The 15,242-nt window shown below is 66.7% G+C and carries 18 protein-coding genes; 12 read left to right on the top strand and 6 right to left on the bottom strand.

The window, feature by feature from the left end; all coding sequences use genetic code 11:
* Nucleotides 1–88 precede the first annotated feature (88 nt).
* The 3 genes from rplI to rpsF all read right to left on the bottom strand — a co-directional run bounded on the left by rplI (nt 89) and on the right by rpsF (nt 1,322).
* Nucleotides 89–538, bottom strand: a complete 450-nt coding sequence (rplI, locus tag RZA67_RS06540) for a 50S ribosomal protein L9 (protein ID WP_317211888.1) — start codon at nt 536–538, stop codon at nt 89–91.
* Nucleotides 539–642: 104 nt separating this feature from the next.
* Nucleotides 643–873, bottom strand: coding sequence for a 30S ribosomal protein S18 (gene rpsR / locus RZA67_RS06535; RefSeq protein WP_002804494.1), 231 nt, complete (start codon nt 871–873; stop codon nt 643–645).
* Nucleotides 874–884: 11 nt separating this feature from the next.
* Nucleotides 885–1,322, bottom strand: a complete 438-nt coding sequence (gene rpsF / locus RZA67_RS06530; RefSeq protein WP_317211856.1) for a 30S ribosomal protein S6 — start codon at nt 1,320–1,322, stop codon at nt 885–887.
* 270 nt (nt 1,323–1,592) lie between these two features.
* On the opposite strand from rpsF, the gene RZA67_RS06525 reads away from it, so the two are divergent.
* Complete coding sequence (locus tag RZA67_RS06525) at nt 1,593–2,807, top strand: MFS transporter (RefSeq protein WP_317211854.1); 1,215 nt, start codon at nt 1,593–1,595, stop codon at nt 2,805–2,807.
* Nucleotides 2,808–2,988: 181 nt separating this feature from the next.
* On the opposite strand, the gene RZA67_RS06520 is transcribed toward RZA67_RS06525, so the two are convergent.
* Nucleotides 2,989–3,327, bottom strand: coding sequence for an iron-sulfur cluster assembly accessory protein (locus RZA67_RS06520; protein ID WP_317211853.1), 339 nt, complete (start codon nt 3,325–3,327; stop codon nt 2,989–2,991).
* Between the two features lie 132 nt (nt 3,328–3,459).
* Between RZA67_RS06520 and asnS the strand changes: the two genes are divergently transcribed.
* From asnS to RZA67_RS06465, 11 genes are all read left to right on the top strand, one after another.
* Nucleotides 3,460–4,854 (top strand): asparagine--tRNA ligase, encoded by a 1,395-nt coding sequence (asnS, locus tag RZA67_RS06515; protein WP_317211850.1) that lies wholly within the window; start codon nt 3,460–3,462, stop codon nt 4,852–4,854.
* A 47-nt stretch (nt 4,855–4,901) separates the two neighbouring features.
* Nucleotides 4,902–5,201, top strand: a complete 300-nt coding sequence (locus tag RZA67_RS06510) for a hypothetical protein (protein WP_317211847.1) — start codon at nt 4,902–4,904, stop codon at nt 5,199–5,201.
* A gap of 5 nt (nt 5,202–5,206) precedes the next feature.
* On the top strand, nt 5,207–5,521 hold the full coding sequence (locus RZA67_RS06505; protein WP_317211844.1) for a hypothetical protein: 315 nt from the start codon (nt 5,207–5,209) through the stop codon (nt 5,519–5,521).
* Between the two features lie 69 nt (nt 5,522–5,590).
* Entirely contained in the window at nt 5,591–6,253 is a 663-nt protein-coding gene (can, locus tag RZA67_RS06500; RefSeq protein WP_317211843.1) for a carbonate dehydratase, read from the top strand.
* A 14-nt stretch (nt 6,254–6,267) separates the two neighbouring features.
* Nucleotides 6,268–6,783: a 3-hydroxyanthranilate 3,4-dioxygenase gene (locus RZA67_RS06495; protein WP_317211841.1), complete on the top strand. Its 516-nt coding sequence runs from the start codon at nt 6,268–6,270 to the stop codon at nt 6,781–6,783.
* Nucleotides 6,784–6,908: 125 nt separating this feature from the next.
* Nucleotides 6,909–8,183, top strand: coding sequence for a kynureninase (gene kynU / locus RZA67_RS06490; RefSeq protein ID WP_317211838.1), 1,275 nt, complete (start codon nt 6,909–6,911; stop codon nt 8,181–8,183).
* A 19-nt stretch (nt 8,184–8,202) separates the two neighbouring features.
* Nucleotides 8,203–9,576: an NAD(P)/FAD-dependent oxidoreductase gene (locus tag RZA67_RS06485; RefSeq protein WP_317211835.1), complete on the top strand. Its 1,374-nt coding sequence runs from the start codon at nt 8,203–8,205 to the stop codon at nt 9,574–9,576.
* Nucleotides 9,576–11,015: an exodeoxyribonuclease I gene (gene sbcB / locus RZA67_RS06480; RefSeq protein ID WP_317211832.1), complete on the top strand. Its 1,440-nt coding sequence runs from the start codon at nt 9,576–9,578 to the stop codon at nt 11,013–11,015. The genes RZA67_RS06485 and sbcB overlap by 1 nt, the downstream gene beginning before the upstream one ends.
* The gene (locus RZA67_RS06475) at nt 11,012–11,698 is read left to right on the top strand and encodes a DUF2461 domain-containing protein (RefSeq protein WP_317211829.1); all 687 of its coding nucleotides are present in this window, start codon (nt 11,012–11,014) and stop codon (nt 11,696–11,698) included. The genes sbcB and RZA67_RS06475 overlap by 4 nt, the downstream gene beginning before the upstream one ends.
* A 4-nt stretch (nt 11,699–11,702) precedes the next feature.
* Nucleotides 11,703–12,689, top strand: a complete 987-nt coding sequence (locus tag RZA67_RS06470; RefSeq protein WP_317211827.1) for an aldo/keto reductase — start codon at nt 11,703–11,705, stop codon at nt 12,687–12,689.
* Nucleotides 12,690–12,763: 74 nt separating this feature from the next.
* Nucleotides 12,764–13,318, top strand: coding sequence for a DUF2939 domain-containing protein (locus RZA67_RS06465; RefSeq protein WP_317211826.1), 555 nt, complete (start codon nt 12,764–12,766; stop codon nt 13,316–13,318).
* A gap of 147 nt (nt 13,319–13,465) precedes the next feature.
* Here the strand turns inward: RZA67_RS06465 and RZA67_RS06460 are convergent, their stop codons facing one another.
* Nucleotides 13,466–14,413, bottom strand: a complete 948-nt coding sequence (locus tag RZA67_RS06460; RefSeq protein ID WP_317211825.1) for a 5'-nucleotidase — start codon at nt 14,411–14,413, stop codon at nt 13,466–13,468.
* Between the two features lie 46 nt (nt 14,414–14,459).
* Nucleotides 14,460–15,233, bottom strand: a complete 774-nt coding sequence (locus RZA67_RS06455; protein ID WP_317211824.1) for an NAD kinase — start codon at nt 15,231–15,233, stop codon at nt 14,460–14,462.
* Between the last annotated feature and the right edge of the window lie 9 nt (nt 15,234–15,242).

The raw sequence follows: 15,242 nt of genomic DNA, 5'->3' as shown, positions 1-15,242 counted from the left end.
ATCGCCGTGGAACCGCCCCGCCCCCGGGCAAACGAAAACGGGCGCCCGAAGGCGCCCGTTGTTCTGATACCAGACCGTGCGGCGTGGATCAGGCTTCGGCGACGACGACCACCTTGACGGAGGTCTCGACGTCGGCGTGCAGGTGCACCAGCACGTCGAACTCGCCGACGTTGCGGAAGGCACCTTCGCCGAGGATCACTTCGCTCTTTTCCAGCGGCAGGCCGGCAGCGGTGAAGGCTTCGGCGATGTCGCGCGGGCCGACCGAGCCGTACAGCTTGCCTTCGGTCGACGCGTTGGCGGCGATGGTCACACTCTGGCCTTCCAGCTTGGCCTTGCGGGCTTCAGCGTCGGCGTGGATGGACTGGGCCTTGGCTTCGTATTCGGCGCGCTTTGCTTCGAACTCGGCCTTGTTGGTAGCGGTGGCCGGAACGGCCTTGCCGGTCGGGACCAGGAAGTTACGGCCGTAGCCCGGCTTCACGTCGACCAGGTCGCCGAGGTTGCCCAGGTTGGTGACCTTCTGCAGGAGGATCAGCTGCATGGTGTTTCTCCAGATAAGTATTCGTTAGCGAGGCACACGGCCCCGCAGCGGTTGGCTGTCCGAATATCAGGCGCAGGGGGCGGCACGGGGCCGCCCGCCGTGCATCAGACGTCGTGGTTGTCGGTGTACGGGATCAGGGCCAGGAAACGGGCGCGCTTGACGGCCGTTGCCAGCTGGCGCTGGTACTTCGACTTGGTACCGGTGACGCGGCTCGGCACGATCTTGCCGTTCTCGGTCAGGTACTGGCGCAGGGTGTTGAGATCCTTGTAGTCGATCTCCTTCACACCTTCAGCCGTGAACTTGCAGAACTTGCGGCGACGGAAGAACTTGGACATGGGAAGGCTCCTTAGGCAGCGGAAGCGGCGTCGTCGCCGGCTTCGTTGTCAGCGTTGGTGGTGGACTCGCCTTCTTCGTCGTCACGACGACGGCGCTCACCGCGCTCCGGCTTGTCGCCCTTCTCGTCCTTGCTCTTCATGATCAGCGACTGCTCGGTGTCAGCCTCGTCACGCTTGATGACCAGGTTGCGCAGCACGGCGTCGTTGAAGCGGAAGCTCTCGACCAGCTCGTTCAGCACGGCCTGGTCGGCTTCGATGTTCAGCAGCACGTAATGTGCCTTCACCAGGTTCTGGATCGGGTAGGCCAGCTGACGGCGGCCCCAGTCTTCCAGACGGTGGATGGTGCCGTTGCCGTTCTCGACCAGCGACTTGTAGCGCTCGATCATGGCCGGGACCTGTTCGCTCTGGTCCGGATGGACCAGGAACACGACTTCGTAATGACGACTCATGTTTTCATACCTTTCGGATGTGGCCCGAATGGGCCGGACAGCCCCCCGCAGTCAAGCAGCAGTGGGGCAAGGGTTCCCACGCCGGGGGCGCAGGAAGCCGCCGATTATGCATCGCCGGCGTCGTCCGGGCAAGCGGGGACCCGCCGCGCCGGCTCCGCAGGGCATCGCGCGGGACACGCCGTTCAGCCCGCAGCGGGCGCCGACGCTAGGTATTGCTGCACCGCAGCAGTAGAATGTAACCGTTACCACGCCCCTGATGGACACGCCCCCGTGAGCCCCTCCCCCTCCCTGGCCTCGGCCCTGAGCCCGCGCCAGCGCACTTTCATTCTATTGGCCCTGTCACTGGGCGGCTTCGCCATCGGCACCAGCGAGTTCGCCAGCATGGGCCTGATGCTGGAGATCAGCCGCGGCCTGTCGATCACCGAGGCCCAGGTGGGCCATCTGATCAGCGCCTATGCGATCGGTGTCGTGGTGGGCGCGCCGATACTCGCCTTTGCCGGCGCCAGCTTCACCCGCCGGACGCTGCTGCTGTCCCTGATGGGCTTCTATGCCGTGGGCAATCTGGCCAGCGCACTGGCGCCGACCTATCACAGCATGCTGCTGGCCCGCTTCGTCGCAGGGCTGCCGCACGGCGCCTACTTCGGCGTGGCGATGCTGGTGGCGGCGTCCATCAGCCCGCCGGCACAGCGTGGCGCGGCGGTTTCCAAGGTGCTGCTGGGCCTGTCCATCGCCATTCTGGTCGGCAATCCGTTGACCACCTGGCTGGGCCAGCAGATGACCTGGCGCATGGCCTTCGCCCTGGTCAGCCTGCTCGCGCTGGCCACCGTGGTGATGGTGGCGCGCTTCCTGCAGCCGGACCCGCATGAGGTGCGCACCACCCCGATGCGCGAACTGCGCGCGTTCAACCGCCCACAGGTGTGGCTGGCGCTGGCCATCGGCTCGATTGGTTTTGCCGGGATGTTCTGCGTGTTCACCTATCTTGCGCCGACGCTGGTCAACGTCACCGGCGTGGCCGAGCGTTGGATGCCGGTGGCGGTCGGCTTCTTCGGCATCGGCGCGATCATCGGCAACATGGCCGGTGGCTGGCTGGTAGACCGCCTGCAGTTCCGCGCCGCCGGGGTGCTGCTGTTGTGGTCGATCGTGGTGCTGCTGCTGTTCCCGCTGGCGGCCCATTCGGCCTGGGCGATGGTCCCGGCGATCGTCGCGGTGGGCACGATGGGCGCGTTGGCCGTGGCCCTGCAGACCCGCCTGATGGACGCGGCCGGGGACGCCCAGACACTGGCAGCCGCCTCCAACCATGCCGCCTTCAACACTGCCAATGCGCTCGGCCCGTGGCTGGGTGGCATGGCCATCGGTGCCGGCTACGGTCACGCATCCACCGGCTACGTGGGTGCCGCCACCGCTGCTGCAGGTCTGCTGCTGTGGGGCATCTCGATCGCGCTGGAGCGCCGTGACGCGGGCCCGCTGGCGGCGCAGTGCCGCTAAGGATGGCCGCCAACGGCTTAGCTGCTCGCGGCTGGCCAGGGCAAACGCCGGAGGCTGGGTTGACTGGGCGCGGCAGCCCCGGTCGCGTCCAGATCAGGATCAGAAGCGTGACGACCAACGGTCGTCACCTACCGAGAGCCTGTTCCGTCCCAGCCTGGAGGGCCGTTCCGGCCCTCCGGCCTCAGCGGTGGTTTTCGTCGGTGGTGAAGCTCTCGCCACAGCCACATTCGGCCGTCGCATTCGGATTGCTGAATGTGAACGTCTCGCTCAGCCCGTGCTTGCCGAAGTCGATCACCGTCCCATCCACCAGCGGCAGGCTCTGCGCATCCACGTAGATGCGTACCCCGTCCTGCTCGAACACCGCATCGCCCTCGCGCTGGTCCCGCGCCAGGTCGGTCACATGGCCCCAGCCCGAGCAGCCGGTCCTGGTCACGCCAAAGCGCAGGCCCAACGCGCCGGGGGTCTGGGCGACAAAACGCTGGACGCGCTCGAAGGCAACAGGGGTCAGGCTGACAGCCATGGCAGAACTCCTTGGAACATGGCAAACGATTATAAAGGTCACCGGCACCACAGAAATGCCTCGCAAGCGGAACGCTGCAACCGGTAAACTCCCGTGTTCACAGATCGAGTCGATCAGCAGAGGATTCAAGTCATGACGGTGGTCAGCGTTGAACATGCGCTTGCCGGGAAGATCCCGGAAGGCGGCGAAGTCACGGTACGCGGGTGGGTGCGCACGGTGCGCGGCTCGGCGAACCTGGCCTTCATCAATGTCTCTGACGGCTCCTGCTTCGCCCCGATCCAGGTGGTGGCCACCGACGCGCTGGCCAACCATGGCGAGATCAAGCGCCTCAGCAGCGGCTGCTCGCTGATCGCCACCGGCACCCTGGTCAAGTCGCAGGGCAAGGGCCAGTCGTTCGAGATCCAGGCCAGCGCGGTCGAGGTGGTGGGCTGGGTCGAAGACCCCCTCACCTATCCCATCCAGCCCAAGCCGATGACGCCGGAGTTCCTGCGCGAAGTGGCCCACCTGCGCCCGCGCACCAATCTGTTCGGCGCGGTCACCCGCATCCGCAACTGCCTGGCCCAGGCCGTACACCGTTTCTTCCACGAGAACGGCTTCAACTGGATCAGCACGCCGATCATCACCACCTCCGATGCCGAAGGCGCCGGGCAGATGTTCCGTGTGTCCACGCTGGACATGGTCAACCTGCCGCGCGACGACAAGGGCGCGGTCGACTTCAGCCGCGATTTCTTCGGCAAGGAGACCTTCCTTACCGTGTCCGGCCAGCTCAACGTCGAGGCCTACTGCCTTGCGCTGAGCAAGGTGTATACCTTCGGGCCGACCTTCCGCGCCGAGAACAGCCACACCACGCGCCATCTGGCCGAGTTCTGGATGATCGAACCTGAGATCGCCTTCGCCGATCTGGCCGAAGACGCACGTCTTGCCGAAGAGTTCCTCAAGTACCTGTTCCGCGCGGTGCTCGACGAACGCGGCGACGACCTGGCGTTCATCGCCGAGCGCGTGGACAAGAACGCGATCACCAAGCTGGAGAGTTTCATCAACTCGCCGTTCGAGCAGATCGACTACACCGATGCGGTGAAGCTGCTGCAGAACGCCGGTCGCAGCTTCGACTTCCCGGTGGAATGGGGTCTGGACCTGCAGACCGAACACGAACGCTGGCTGACCGAGGAACACGTCGGCCGTCCGGTGGTGGTGACCAACTACCCCGAGCACATCAAGGCCTTCTACATGCGCCTGAACGACGACGGCAAAACCGTGGCCGCGATGGACGTGCTGGCCCCGGGCATCGGCGAGATCATCGGCGGCAGCCAGCGTGAGGAACGCCTGGACGTACTCGACGCGCGCATGGCGCAGTTCGGCCTGGACCGTGAGCACTACGGCTGGTACCGCGACTTCCGCCGCTATGGCTCGGTACCACACGCTGGCTTCGGTCTCGGTTTCGAGCGCCTGGTGGTCTATGTCTGCGGCCTGTCCAACATCCGCGATGCGATTCCCTACCCGCGTGCGCCGGGCAGCGCGGAGTTCTAAGCCGTTCCTGCCGACCACGTTCCACCGATCACGGAGGCACTGCGCCGATGACCCTGTTCTTTGCCCTCTGCTTTGTCGGCGTGGCAGTGGCCGGGTTCAGTGCATTCGTGATCTTCTGGCCGCTGACCCTGGTGCACCTGCGCGACCGCCACCCGGCGATCGCACAGCGCTTCGGCAGCGGCGCCTTCCTCAAGCCCGAGGCCCTGGGCTGGCTGCTGCGGCGTGATTATCGCGCCGAACCGGACCGTTCGCTGTCCGGCCTGGCCACGCCGGCCTGGATCTCCCTGCTGACTCTGCTGGCCGGTCTCGGCATGGCTGCCCTGCTCTGGCTGGTTTCGCTCTGGTGACTTCCATGAATGACATTTCCGCTTCGCGCGACAGCTGGTGGCTGGCCAGCCTCGGCAACACCCTGATCTGGGCCCGCCTGCGGGTCCGCCCCGCCGGCACCGCCGAGGTGCTGGACAGCGATGGCAATACGCTGAGCTACGACAGCGAAGACACGGCGCGTGCGCAGCTGTTCGATGCCGAGTTCGTCGAGTACGACGGGCTGGACGAAGAAGATGCGCTGGTCCGCGGCTTCAGCCTGCACGAAGTGCAGCCACCGCAGGCCGGCAGCGATGACGGCCTGCGCGGCCGCATGGTGCAGTCGCTGGGAAGCCGCGCCTGAATCCCCTCACCGGTTTCAGCGCGCCCCCCGCCGCTGCCGAGGCCACCCTCCGTTACGGACCCTGCCATCATGAAAGACATCCACAAGCTGCTGCAGAACAACCGCCAGTGGGCCGACCGCATCGAGAAGGAAGATCCCGAGTTCTTCCACCAGCTGGCCAAGCAGCAGCATCCGGAGTACCTGTGGATCGGCTGCTCTGATTCGCGTGTACCGGCCAACCAGATCATCGGCATGGCACCGGGCGAAGTCTTCGTGCACCGCAACGTGGCCAACGTGGTGGCGCACACCGACCTGAACTGCCTGAGCGTGGTGCAATACGCCGTGGACCAGCTCAAGGTCAAGCACATCCTGATCGTCGGTCATTACGGCTGCGGCGGCGTGCACGCGTGCCTGCACAATACCCGCGTTGGCCTGGCCGACAACTGGCTGCGTCATGTCGGCGACGTCGCGCAGAAGCATGCCGGCATCCTCGACGCACTGGAAAACGATGAACTGCGCCATGCCCGGCTGTGTGAGCTGAACGTCATCGAGCAGGTCGCCAACCTGTGCCGCTCGACCATCGTGCAGGACGCCTGGGGCCGTGGCCAGAAGCTGATGGTGCACGGCTGGGTCTACAGCCTCAAGGACGGCCGCGTGCGCGAAATGGGCATCGATGTCGGCGGCGCCGACGAGCTGAAGCAGGCCTACGAGAACGCCCTGTCCTACGTGCCGCGGCACGGCAAGCGCGACTGAGCCGGGCATTGCACATGCTCGCCACACCACTGAACCTGCAGGCCTGGATCGAGGAAAACCGGCACCTGCTCAAGCCGCCGGTCGGCAACAAAATGATCGAGAACGGCGATTTCATCGTGATGGTGGTTGGCGGGCCCAATGCCCGCACCGACTACCACATCGATGAAGGCCCGGAGTGGTTCTACCAGCTTGAGGGCGAGATGGTGCTGAAGGTCCAGCACGAGGGTGCAGTGCAGGACATCACGATCCGCGCCGGCGAGATCTTCCTGCTGCCCGGTGGTGTCCCCCATTCGCCGCGGCGCCCGGCCGGCGGCGTGGGACTGGTGGTGGAGCGGCGGCGTCTGCCACACGAACGCGACGGCGTGGTCTGGCACTGCGAGCGCTGCAACCACAAGCTGCACGAGCAGTTCTTCCACCTGCAGAACATCGAGACCGATCTGCCGGCGCTGTTTGCCCGGTACCAGGCCAGCGAGGCGCTGCGCACCTGCGACAACTGCGGGCACCTGGACCCGCTGCCGACGCCTGGCTGACCACGCGGCCGCAATCGTGTGTGCTCGTCCGCACGGCGGTCGGCGCACGGCGGTCAGCGCGCAGCGGGCACGCGCGACGTTGCCGGCGCTACACTGGCAGTATCCTCTGAAGGTGCTGTCTTTCCATGTCCGAGATTCTCAGCCGTGATCACGCCCTCGCCCTCGACGCAGCCGATCCGCTGCGTGCGCTGCGTCGCCAGTTTCTGATTCCCCGCCACGGCAGCGGCGAGCAGACCTACTTTGTCGGCAATTCGCTGGGCCTGCAGCCGCGTGGCGCACAGGACATGGTGAAGGAGGTCATGCAGCAGTGGGCCGAGCTCGCGGTCGAAGGTCACTTCACCGGCCCGACCCGGTGGCTGAACTACCACCGCCTGGTCAGCACGCAGCTGGCCGAGGTGGTCGGCGCGCAGTCGTCGGAAGTGGTGGCGATGAACACTCTGAGCGTGAACCTGCACCTGATGATGGTGAGCTTCTACCGGCCCACGCCGGAGCGACCGGTGATCCTGATGGAGGCCGGCGCCTTCCCCACCGACCGCCATGCGGTCGAAGCGCAGATCCGCTTCCACGGTCATGACCCGGCGCAGTGCCTGGTGGAAGTGCAGCCGGACGAGCCCAACGGCACGATCTCGATGGCTGCCATCGAGGCGGCGATCCAGGCACACGGCCCGCGGCTGGCGCTGGTGCTGTGGCCCGGCGTGCAGTACCGCACCGGCCAGGCCTTCGACCTGCAGTCCATCGCCGCCCTGGCGCGCGGCAAAGGTGCGCGGGTCGGCTTCGACCTCGCCCACTCGGTCGGCAACATGCCACTGCAGCTGCACGACTGGGCGCCTGATTTCGCCGTATGGTGCCACTACAAGTACCTCAACAGCGGCCCGGGCGCGGTGGCCGGTGCATTCGTTCACGAGCGCCATCATCGCGACGCGGGCCTGCCGCGCTTCGCCGGCTGGTGGGGCCATGAAGAGTCCACCCGCTTCCAGATGGCGCCGCAGTTCGTACCCGCCGCCGGCGCCGAGGGCTGGCAGCTGAGCAACCCGCCGATCCTCGGCCTCGCCCCGCTGCGGGCTTCGCTGGCGCTGTTCGAGCAGGCCGGCATGGAGGCGCTGCGTGCCAAGTCGCTGCGCCTGACCGGCATGCTTGAGGCGCTGGTCAACACGCGCGTGCCGCAGGTGCTGGAGGTGATCACGCCTGCCGACCCTGCGCAGCGAGGCTGTCAGCTGTCGCTGCGGGTCAGCGGCGGTCGCGCACGTGGCCGGGCCCTGTTCGAACACCTGCACTCGGTGGGCGTGCTCGGCGACTGGCGCGAGCCCGACGTGATCCGCATCTCGCCCACCCCGCTCTACAACCGGTACCAGGACCTGCATCACTTCGTCGACGAAGTTGAAGCCTGGGCCGGCCTGTAACTGCACGGGACATCGCTACGTGACTCACAGTGCAACACGCGCGTTGAACATCGTCGGCGCCGGCCTGGCCGGCTCGCTGCTGGCCATCCTGCTGGCGCGGCAGGGCTGGAACATCACCGTGCACGAGCGGCGTGGCGACCCGCGCATCAGCGATTACGAACGCGGCCGCTCGATCAACCTTGCGCTGGCCGAGCGCGGGCGCAACGCACTGCGGCAAGCGGGGCCCGGCGTGGAGGAGGCGGTGATGGCGCACGCGGTCATGATGCGCGGCCGCATGGTGCACCCTCGCTACGGCCATCCCGTTCTGCAGCGTTACGGCCGCGATGACAGCGAAGTGATCTGGTCGATCCACCGGCGCGAGCTCAACATCACCCTGCTGCAGCTGGCCGAGGACGCCGGCGCCCAGGTTCACTTCCATCAGCGTCTGCACACCGTGGACTTCGACGCCGGCCATGCACGTTTCATCGACGACCGTACCGACACACCGCGCGATGTGCGCTTTGACAGCCTGATCGGCGCCGACGGCGCCGGCTCGGCGCTGCGCGCGGCAATGAACCGTCGTGCCCCGCTGGGCGAGCGCATCGAGTTCCTTGACCACTCCTACAAGGAACTGGAAATCCCCCCGGCCGCCGATGGCAGCGCACGCATCGAGCGCAACGCGCTGCACATCTGGCCGCGTGGTCGCTACATGTGCATTGCCCTGCCCAACCATGAAGGCACCTTCACCGTCACCCTGTTCCTGCCCAACAAGGGGGAGACCAGCTTTGCCACCGTCACCGATGGTGCGCAGGCGCAGGCGTTGTTCGAACGTGAGTTCGCCGACGCGCTGCCGTTGATTCCGAACCTGCGCGCGGACTGGGATGCCCATCCGCCCGGACTGCTGGGCACGTTGTACCTGGAGCGCTGGCACAGCGACGGCCGCGCGGTGCTGCTGGGCGACGCCGCACACGCCATGGTGCCGTTCCACGGCCAGGGCATGAACTGCGCCTTCGAGGACTGCGTGGCGTTGGCCCGCCACCTTCAGCACAGCAGCGACCTGCAGCAGGCCTATGCGGCCTTCGAGATCGAGCGTGCACCCAATGCCTGGGCGATCCAGCAGATGGCGCTGGAAAACTACATCGAAATGCGCGACCAGGTGGCTGACCCGGCGTTCCTGCTGCAGCGCGATCTTGAACAGGCGCTGCAGCAGCGGTGGCCGACACGCTTCGTGCCACACTACACCATGGTCACTTTCCTGCACACGCCCTACGCTCTGGCACTGGAACGCACACGCATCCAGCGTCGCATACTGCAGCAGGCCACGGCCGGCCATGCCACCCTGTCGCATATCGACTGGTCCGCACTGGAGACCGAAGTACATGCCAAGCTGCCGGTGCTGGAGGGTGCGCACTGATGGCCGACAGTTTCCTGTTCTACGACCTGGAGACCTTCGGACAGGACCCGCGGCGTACCCGTGTGGCCCAGTTCGCTGCGATCCGCACCGACGGCGATCTCAATCCGATCGGCGAGCCCAGCTCCTTCTACGTGCGTCCGGCCGATGATCTGCTGCCCTCGCCGTTCGCCACACTGGTCACCGGCATCACGCCGCAGCACGCACTGGCCGAAGGCATCAGCGAGGCAGAGGCGTTTGCCCGGATCAACGAGCTGATGAGCGTGCCCGGCACCTGCACGCTGGGCTACAACACGCTGCGCTTTGACGATGAGTTCATCCGGCACGGTCTTTTCCGCAACTTCCATGACCCCTATGAACGCGAGTGGCGAAACGGCAATTCCCGCTGGGACCTGCTGGACATGCTGCGGCTGATGCGTGCCCTGCGTCCGGAAGGCATTACCTGGCCGACCCGCGACGATGGCGCCACGTCGTTCAAGCTTGAGCACCTGGCCCTTGCCAACGGCGTGCGGCAGGGAGACGCGCACGAAGCGCTCTCCGACGTGCACGCCACGATCGGCATGGCCCGGTTGTTCAAACAGCACCAGCCACGGCTCTGGAACTACGCGCTGCGCCTGCGCGACAAACGTTTCGTCGCCGGTCTGCTCGACGTGGCCGCGCTGCAGCCGGTGCTGCACATCTCGATGCGCTACCCGGCCAGCCGCCTGTGCGCCGCCCCGGTTCTGCCGCTGGCCATGCATCCTTACATCAGCAACCGGGTCATCGTGTTCGATCTGGAAGGTGATATCGCACCGCTGCTGGAGCTGCCTGCCGAGGAGATCGCGCGCCGCCTGTACCTGCGCGCCAGCGAGCTGCCCGAAGGTGCCACACGGGTGCCGCTGAAGGAAGTGACGTTGAACAAGGTGCCGGCACTGGTAGCCTGGAACCACCTGCGTGCCGAAGATCATCAGCGTCTCGGGCTGGATGTGGCCGCGATCGCGTCCAAGCTGGAACTGCTGCGTACCCAGGCGCCCATGCTCGCCGAGAAAGCCCGCCAGGTGTATGCCGGCAGTCGCGAGGCCAGTGTCTCGGATGTGGACGGCTCGATCTACGATGGCTTCCTGGGTGCCGGCGACAAACCCCTGTTGTCCCGCGTGCGTACCACGGCACCGGCTGCGCTGGCGGCGCTCGAAGCAGAGTTCAATGATCCACGCCTGCCCGAGCTGCTGTTCCGCTACCGCGCCCGCAACCATCCCGACAGCCTGGACGCTGCCGACCGCCAGCGCTGGCAGCTGTATCGTCAGCAGCGTCTGCTCGGCGATGACCGGCTTGGGGAGCTCAATCTTGCCCAGTACGACCAGCAGATCGATGCGCTGGAGGCCGAAGCCAGCGACGATGCACGCCGGCCTGCCCTGCTGCGGGCGCTGCGCGACTGGGGCCAACACCTGCAGGAAACCTTATGACGACTTATTTCAGTGATGCCAGCCTGCGCTTTCTGAGCAGTCTGGCTCTGCACAACAACAAGAGCTGGTTCAACGAGCACCGGCAACAGTATGAGGATCACGTCCGTCAGCCCTTTCTGCGGCTGATCGGTGACCTGCAGCCGGCATTGGCCGAAGTGAGCCCGAAGTTCCGCGCCGATCCGCGCGGTGTCGGTGGCTCACTGTTCCGCATCCACCGCGATGCGCGCTTCTCGCACGACAAATCGCCCTACAAGCTGTGGCAGGGTGCACGGCTGTTCCATGAGCGCCGCCGCGAAGTGCCCGCCCCCTCCTTCTACGTGCACCTACAGCCCGGTGCCAGCTTTGTCGGCGCCGGCCTGTGGCACCCCGATCCGGACACCCAGCGGCGCATCCGCCATTTCATCCTGGACAATCCCGGCAGCTGGAAAGCGGCCGCGCATGCGCCTGCACTGCGCAGGCGTTACGCGTTCGAGCAGAGCGAGAAACTGGTGCGTCCGCCGCGCGGCTTCCCGGCCGACTTCGAGTTCATCGACGACCTCAAGCACCGCAACTGGGTGATGTGGCGCTCGCTGGACGATGCCGCCATGACCGGCCCGCGCCTGCTGTCCACGCTGGGCAAGGATCTGGCGGCGCTGGGGCCGTTCGTTGATTATCTGTGCGCCGCGCTCGACCTGGAGTTCTGAACCGATGACCCTGCCGCTGCCGCGCCAGCGCCGCACGCTGGGCCGTACCGGGCTGCAGGTGTCGCCGATCGGGCTGGGCTGCTCCGGCTTCTGGGGCCACCGGCGGTTCGCCGAGGGCGCGGCCGGTCGCGTGCTGGCGACGGCGCTGGAACAGGGCGTCAATCTGCTCGATACCGGCCACAACTATTCCGGTTTCAACGCCGAACCCCGGCTGGGTCGGCTGCTCGCACCGCTGCTGGCCACCTGCCCACGCGAGCAGCTGGTGATATCCAGCAAGGGCGGCACCCTGACCGGCCAGGCCGGCCTAGGCGGCACCGAGCAACGGGATTTCTCGCCAGCGGCGATCACCGCAAGCTGCGAGGCATCGCTGCGCAACCTTCGGCTGGAGTATCTGGACATCTACCAGCTGCATGGCATCGGTGAGCACCAGATCACCGATGAACTGCTGGGCACGCTGCAGCGCCTGCGCGAGCGCGGCCTGTTCCGCCACCTCGGCATCAATACCCATTCGCGCGGCACGCTGGACTGGCTGGCCGCGAACCCGACCGTATTCGACGTGGTACTGCTGGACTACAACCTGCTGCAGCAGGACCGCGCCGCGCATGTGGCGCAGCTGCACGAGGCCGGCATGGGCGTACTGGCCGGCACGGTGCTGGCGCAGGGCCATCTGCTGCCCTACCGGCCCCGCCTGCCGGCATTGAGCGACGCCTGGTACCTCGCCCGTGCCTGGCTCAAGCCCAGCAGTCGCCGGCTCATGCGCAGTGCCTCGAAGATGCGCCGCGCGGTCGCCTCGATCGCCTCACAGGCGCCGGCGCAGACCGCGTTCGCCTACGTGCTGCAGCATCCAGGCATTGCCGCCGGCATCGTCGGCACAACGCGCACCGAGAGCCTGCTGCAGATCCTGGCCACCGATCCCTGCCTGCTGGACGCAGCGGACCGTGCACGTCTGGTCGCCGTGTTCGGCGACGGACGGGGTTCACCAAGCGTCTAGCCCGCCGCTGGCGTTCACCCCCGTTGGGTTCTGGTGCTGCACCATGGCGACTCCTCCCCGATGACGGACGTCCCATGAAGAAGCTCGGTGCGGTAATCGTCCTGCTTTCGCTGGCCATCAGCGCCTGGTGGTTCAGTGGCCCCTATCTGGCCGTGCACAGCATTTCCACCGCGATCGAAGAGCGCGATACCGCGCGTCTGGAGCGCTATGTGGACTTTCCGCGCGTGCGTGCGAGCCTGCGCGCGCAGTTGAGCGACCATCTGCTGCGCCAGGCCGGCGTGGACGTGGCAGCCAGCCCGTTCGGCGGGCTGCTGCAGGGCCTCGGTCGGCAACTGGGCGGTGCGGCTGTGGACACGCTGATCACCCCGATGGGGATCGGTGCGATGCTGCAGGGACATCAGCTGTGGAAACGCGGCCGCAACGAACTGCAGGGCGGCGACAGCTGGGCCGCGCCGGAGCCGGCGCGTCCGCTGCGTGAGGCGAAGCACCGTTTCGAACGGCTCGATCGTTTCGTGGTGGATGTCGAGCGCGAGCCTGGTGAACCGCCCCTGCAGGTGGTGCTGGAGCCGCAGGGCCTGCGCTGGAAGGTGGTGGACCTGCGCCTGGGCCTCTCGGCTCCGCCTCGGTAGGTGACGACCGTCGGTCGTCACGCTTCAGCGGCGCAGCCGTGCTGGTGGCGAGACGTCCCGTGCCGAGGCAACGCCGTGACGACCAACGGTCGTCACCTACCGGGATGCTGGCGATCTGACAGCAGAGCCGCCGGGCAGAGCCCGGCGCTAAGTCTCGTTGGCGACGCCGTGCGGGACGTGACCGGCAGCCACGTGCGCACGGGCGCTGTCGATGTTGTGCTGGGAATCATCAAAGAAGATGTCGGCACCGAAGGCCTGCAGGAACGGCCCCTTGTGGCGGCCACCCAGGAACAGGGCTTCATCCAGGCGCACTCCCCACTCGCGCAGCGTGCGGATCACCCGCTCATGCGCCGGCGCGGAGCGCGCGGTCACCAGCGCGGTACGGATCGGTGCATCCTCGCCAGCCGGGAATACCTGCTGCAGCGTATGCAACGCTGAAAGGAAGCCACGGAATGGGCCGCCACTGAGCGGCTCACGCGCGCGCTCCCGCTCATGACGGCCGAACGCTTCCACGCCCTGCTCGCGCGAGATGCGCTCGCTCTCATCGCCAAAGATCACTGCATCGCCATCGAACGCAATACGCAGCTGACCGGCATCACGCTCGCTGGCAACCACCTGGTCCACCGCCGCCGCCGCGGTCTCGCCCGGCGGTTTGGGCAGGATGGTGGCCGCGGCGATGCCGTGGCGCAGCGCGCTGCGCACCGACTCGGGGTTGGCCGACAGGAACAGATCGGTGCCGAACGGCTTGACGTAGGGCCAGGTCGGCTCGCCGGCAGTGAACGTGGCGCGGATGATGCCCAACCCGTAGTGCTCGATCGAGTTGAAGATCCGCAGGCCGGTGTCGGCTGAATTGCGCGAAAGCAGAATGACCTCCACACGCGGATTCTCCGGCCCGGCCCCCTGGTTCAACGCCAGCAGCTTGCGCACCACCGGGAAGGCAACACCGGGGCCGAGAATGTCGTCCTCGTGTTGACGCTGGTACTCGGCGTAGGCCTCCACGCCGTCGCTCTCGAACAGCGCATGGCTTTCTTCAAGGTCGAACAGCGCGCGCGAGGTAACCGCGACGGTCAGCAGACGGGGGGTATTGTCGCCCATGATGGCTCCTGTGGCGGCGGCGGCCTATTGTCGCGCGGATTGATCTTCAGAACACGAACTGTTCGCTGAGGATGCGATCTTCCAGGTTGTGCTCCGGGTCAAACAGCAGGGTCACACGCCGGTCGCGCGATTCGCGGATGGTGACCTCGACCACGTCACGGATCTCATGCGAATCGGCGGTCACACTGACCGGCCGCTTGTACGGGTCGAGCACCCGGAAGCGCACCTCCGTGTCGGCCTTGAGAATGGCGCCGCGCCAGCGCCTGGGCCGATAAGGCGCCAGCGGCGTCAGCGCGATGGTGTGCGAGCCCAGCGGCAGCACCGGACCGTGGGCGGAATAGTTGTAGGCGGTGCTGCCGGCCGGGGTGGCCACCAGTACGCCGTCGCCAATCAGCTCGTTGACCCGCTCCTGGCCATTGAGATCGATGCCGATGTGCGCGGCCTGCCGTGTCTGCCGCAGCAGCGACACGTCGTTGAACGCCAACAGACTGCTGCTTGCACCGGATTCACTCAGCGCGGTCATTTCCAACGGGCGCAGATTGGCCGGCTCAGCCCGGGCGATGCGGGCATGCACGTCATCGTCGCCGTGGTACTGGTTCATCAGGAACCCCACCGTGCCCAGTTTCATGCCGAACACCGGCCTGCCGAGGTGACCATGGCGATGCAGGGTCTGCAGCATGAAACCGTCGCCGCCGAGCGGGCACAGCACGTCAGCCTGGTCAGGGGCATGCTCGCCATAGCGGGACACCATCGCGGCGCGCGCGTTGCGCGCCGGTTCGGTGCTGCTGGCCAGGAACGCGATGCGGGGGGTGTCGCTCATCGGTGCATC

Origin of the sequence: Stenotrophomonas sp. C3(2023) (assembly GCF_032911385.1) — a bacterium.
Classification (GTDB): domain Bacteria; phylum Pseudomonadota; class Gammaproteobacteria; order Xanthomonadales; family Xanthomonadaceae; genus Stenotrophomonas.
Note: the sequence above shows the minus strand (reverse complement) of the source record. Positions and strands in the feature narration are given on the sequence as shown.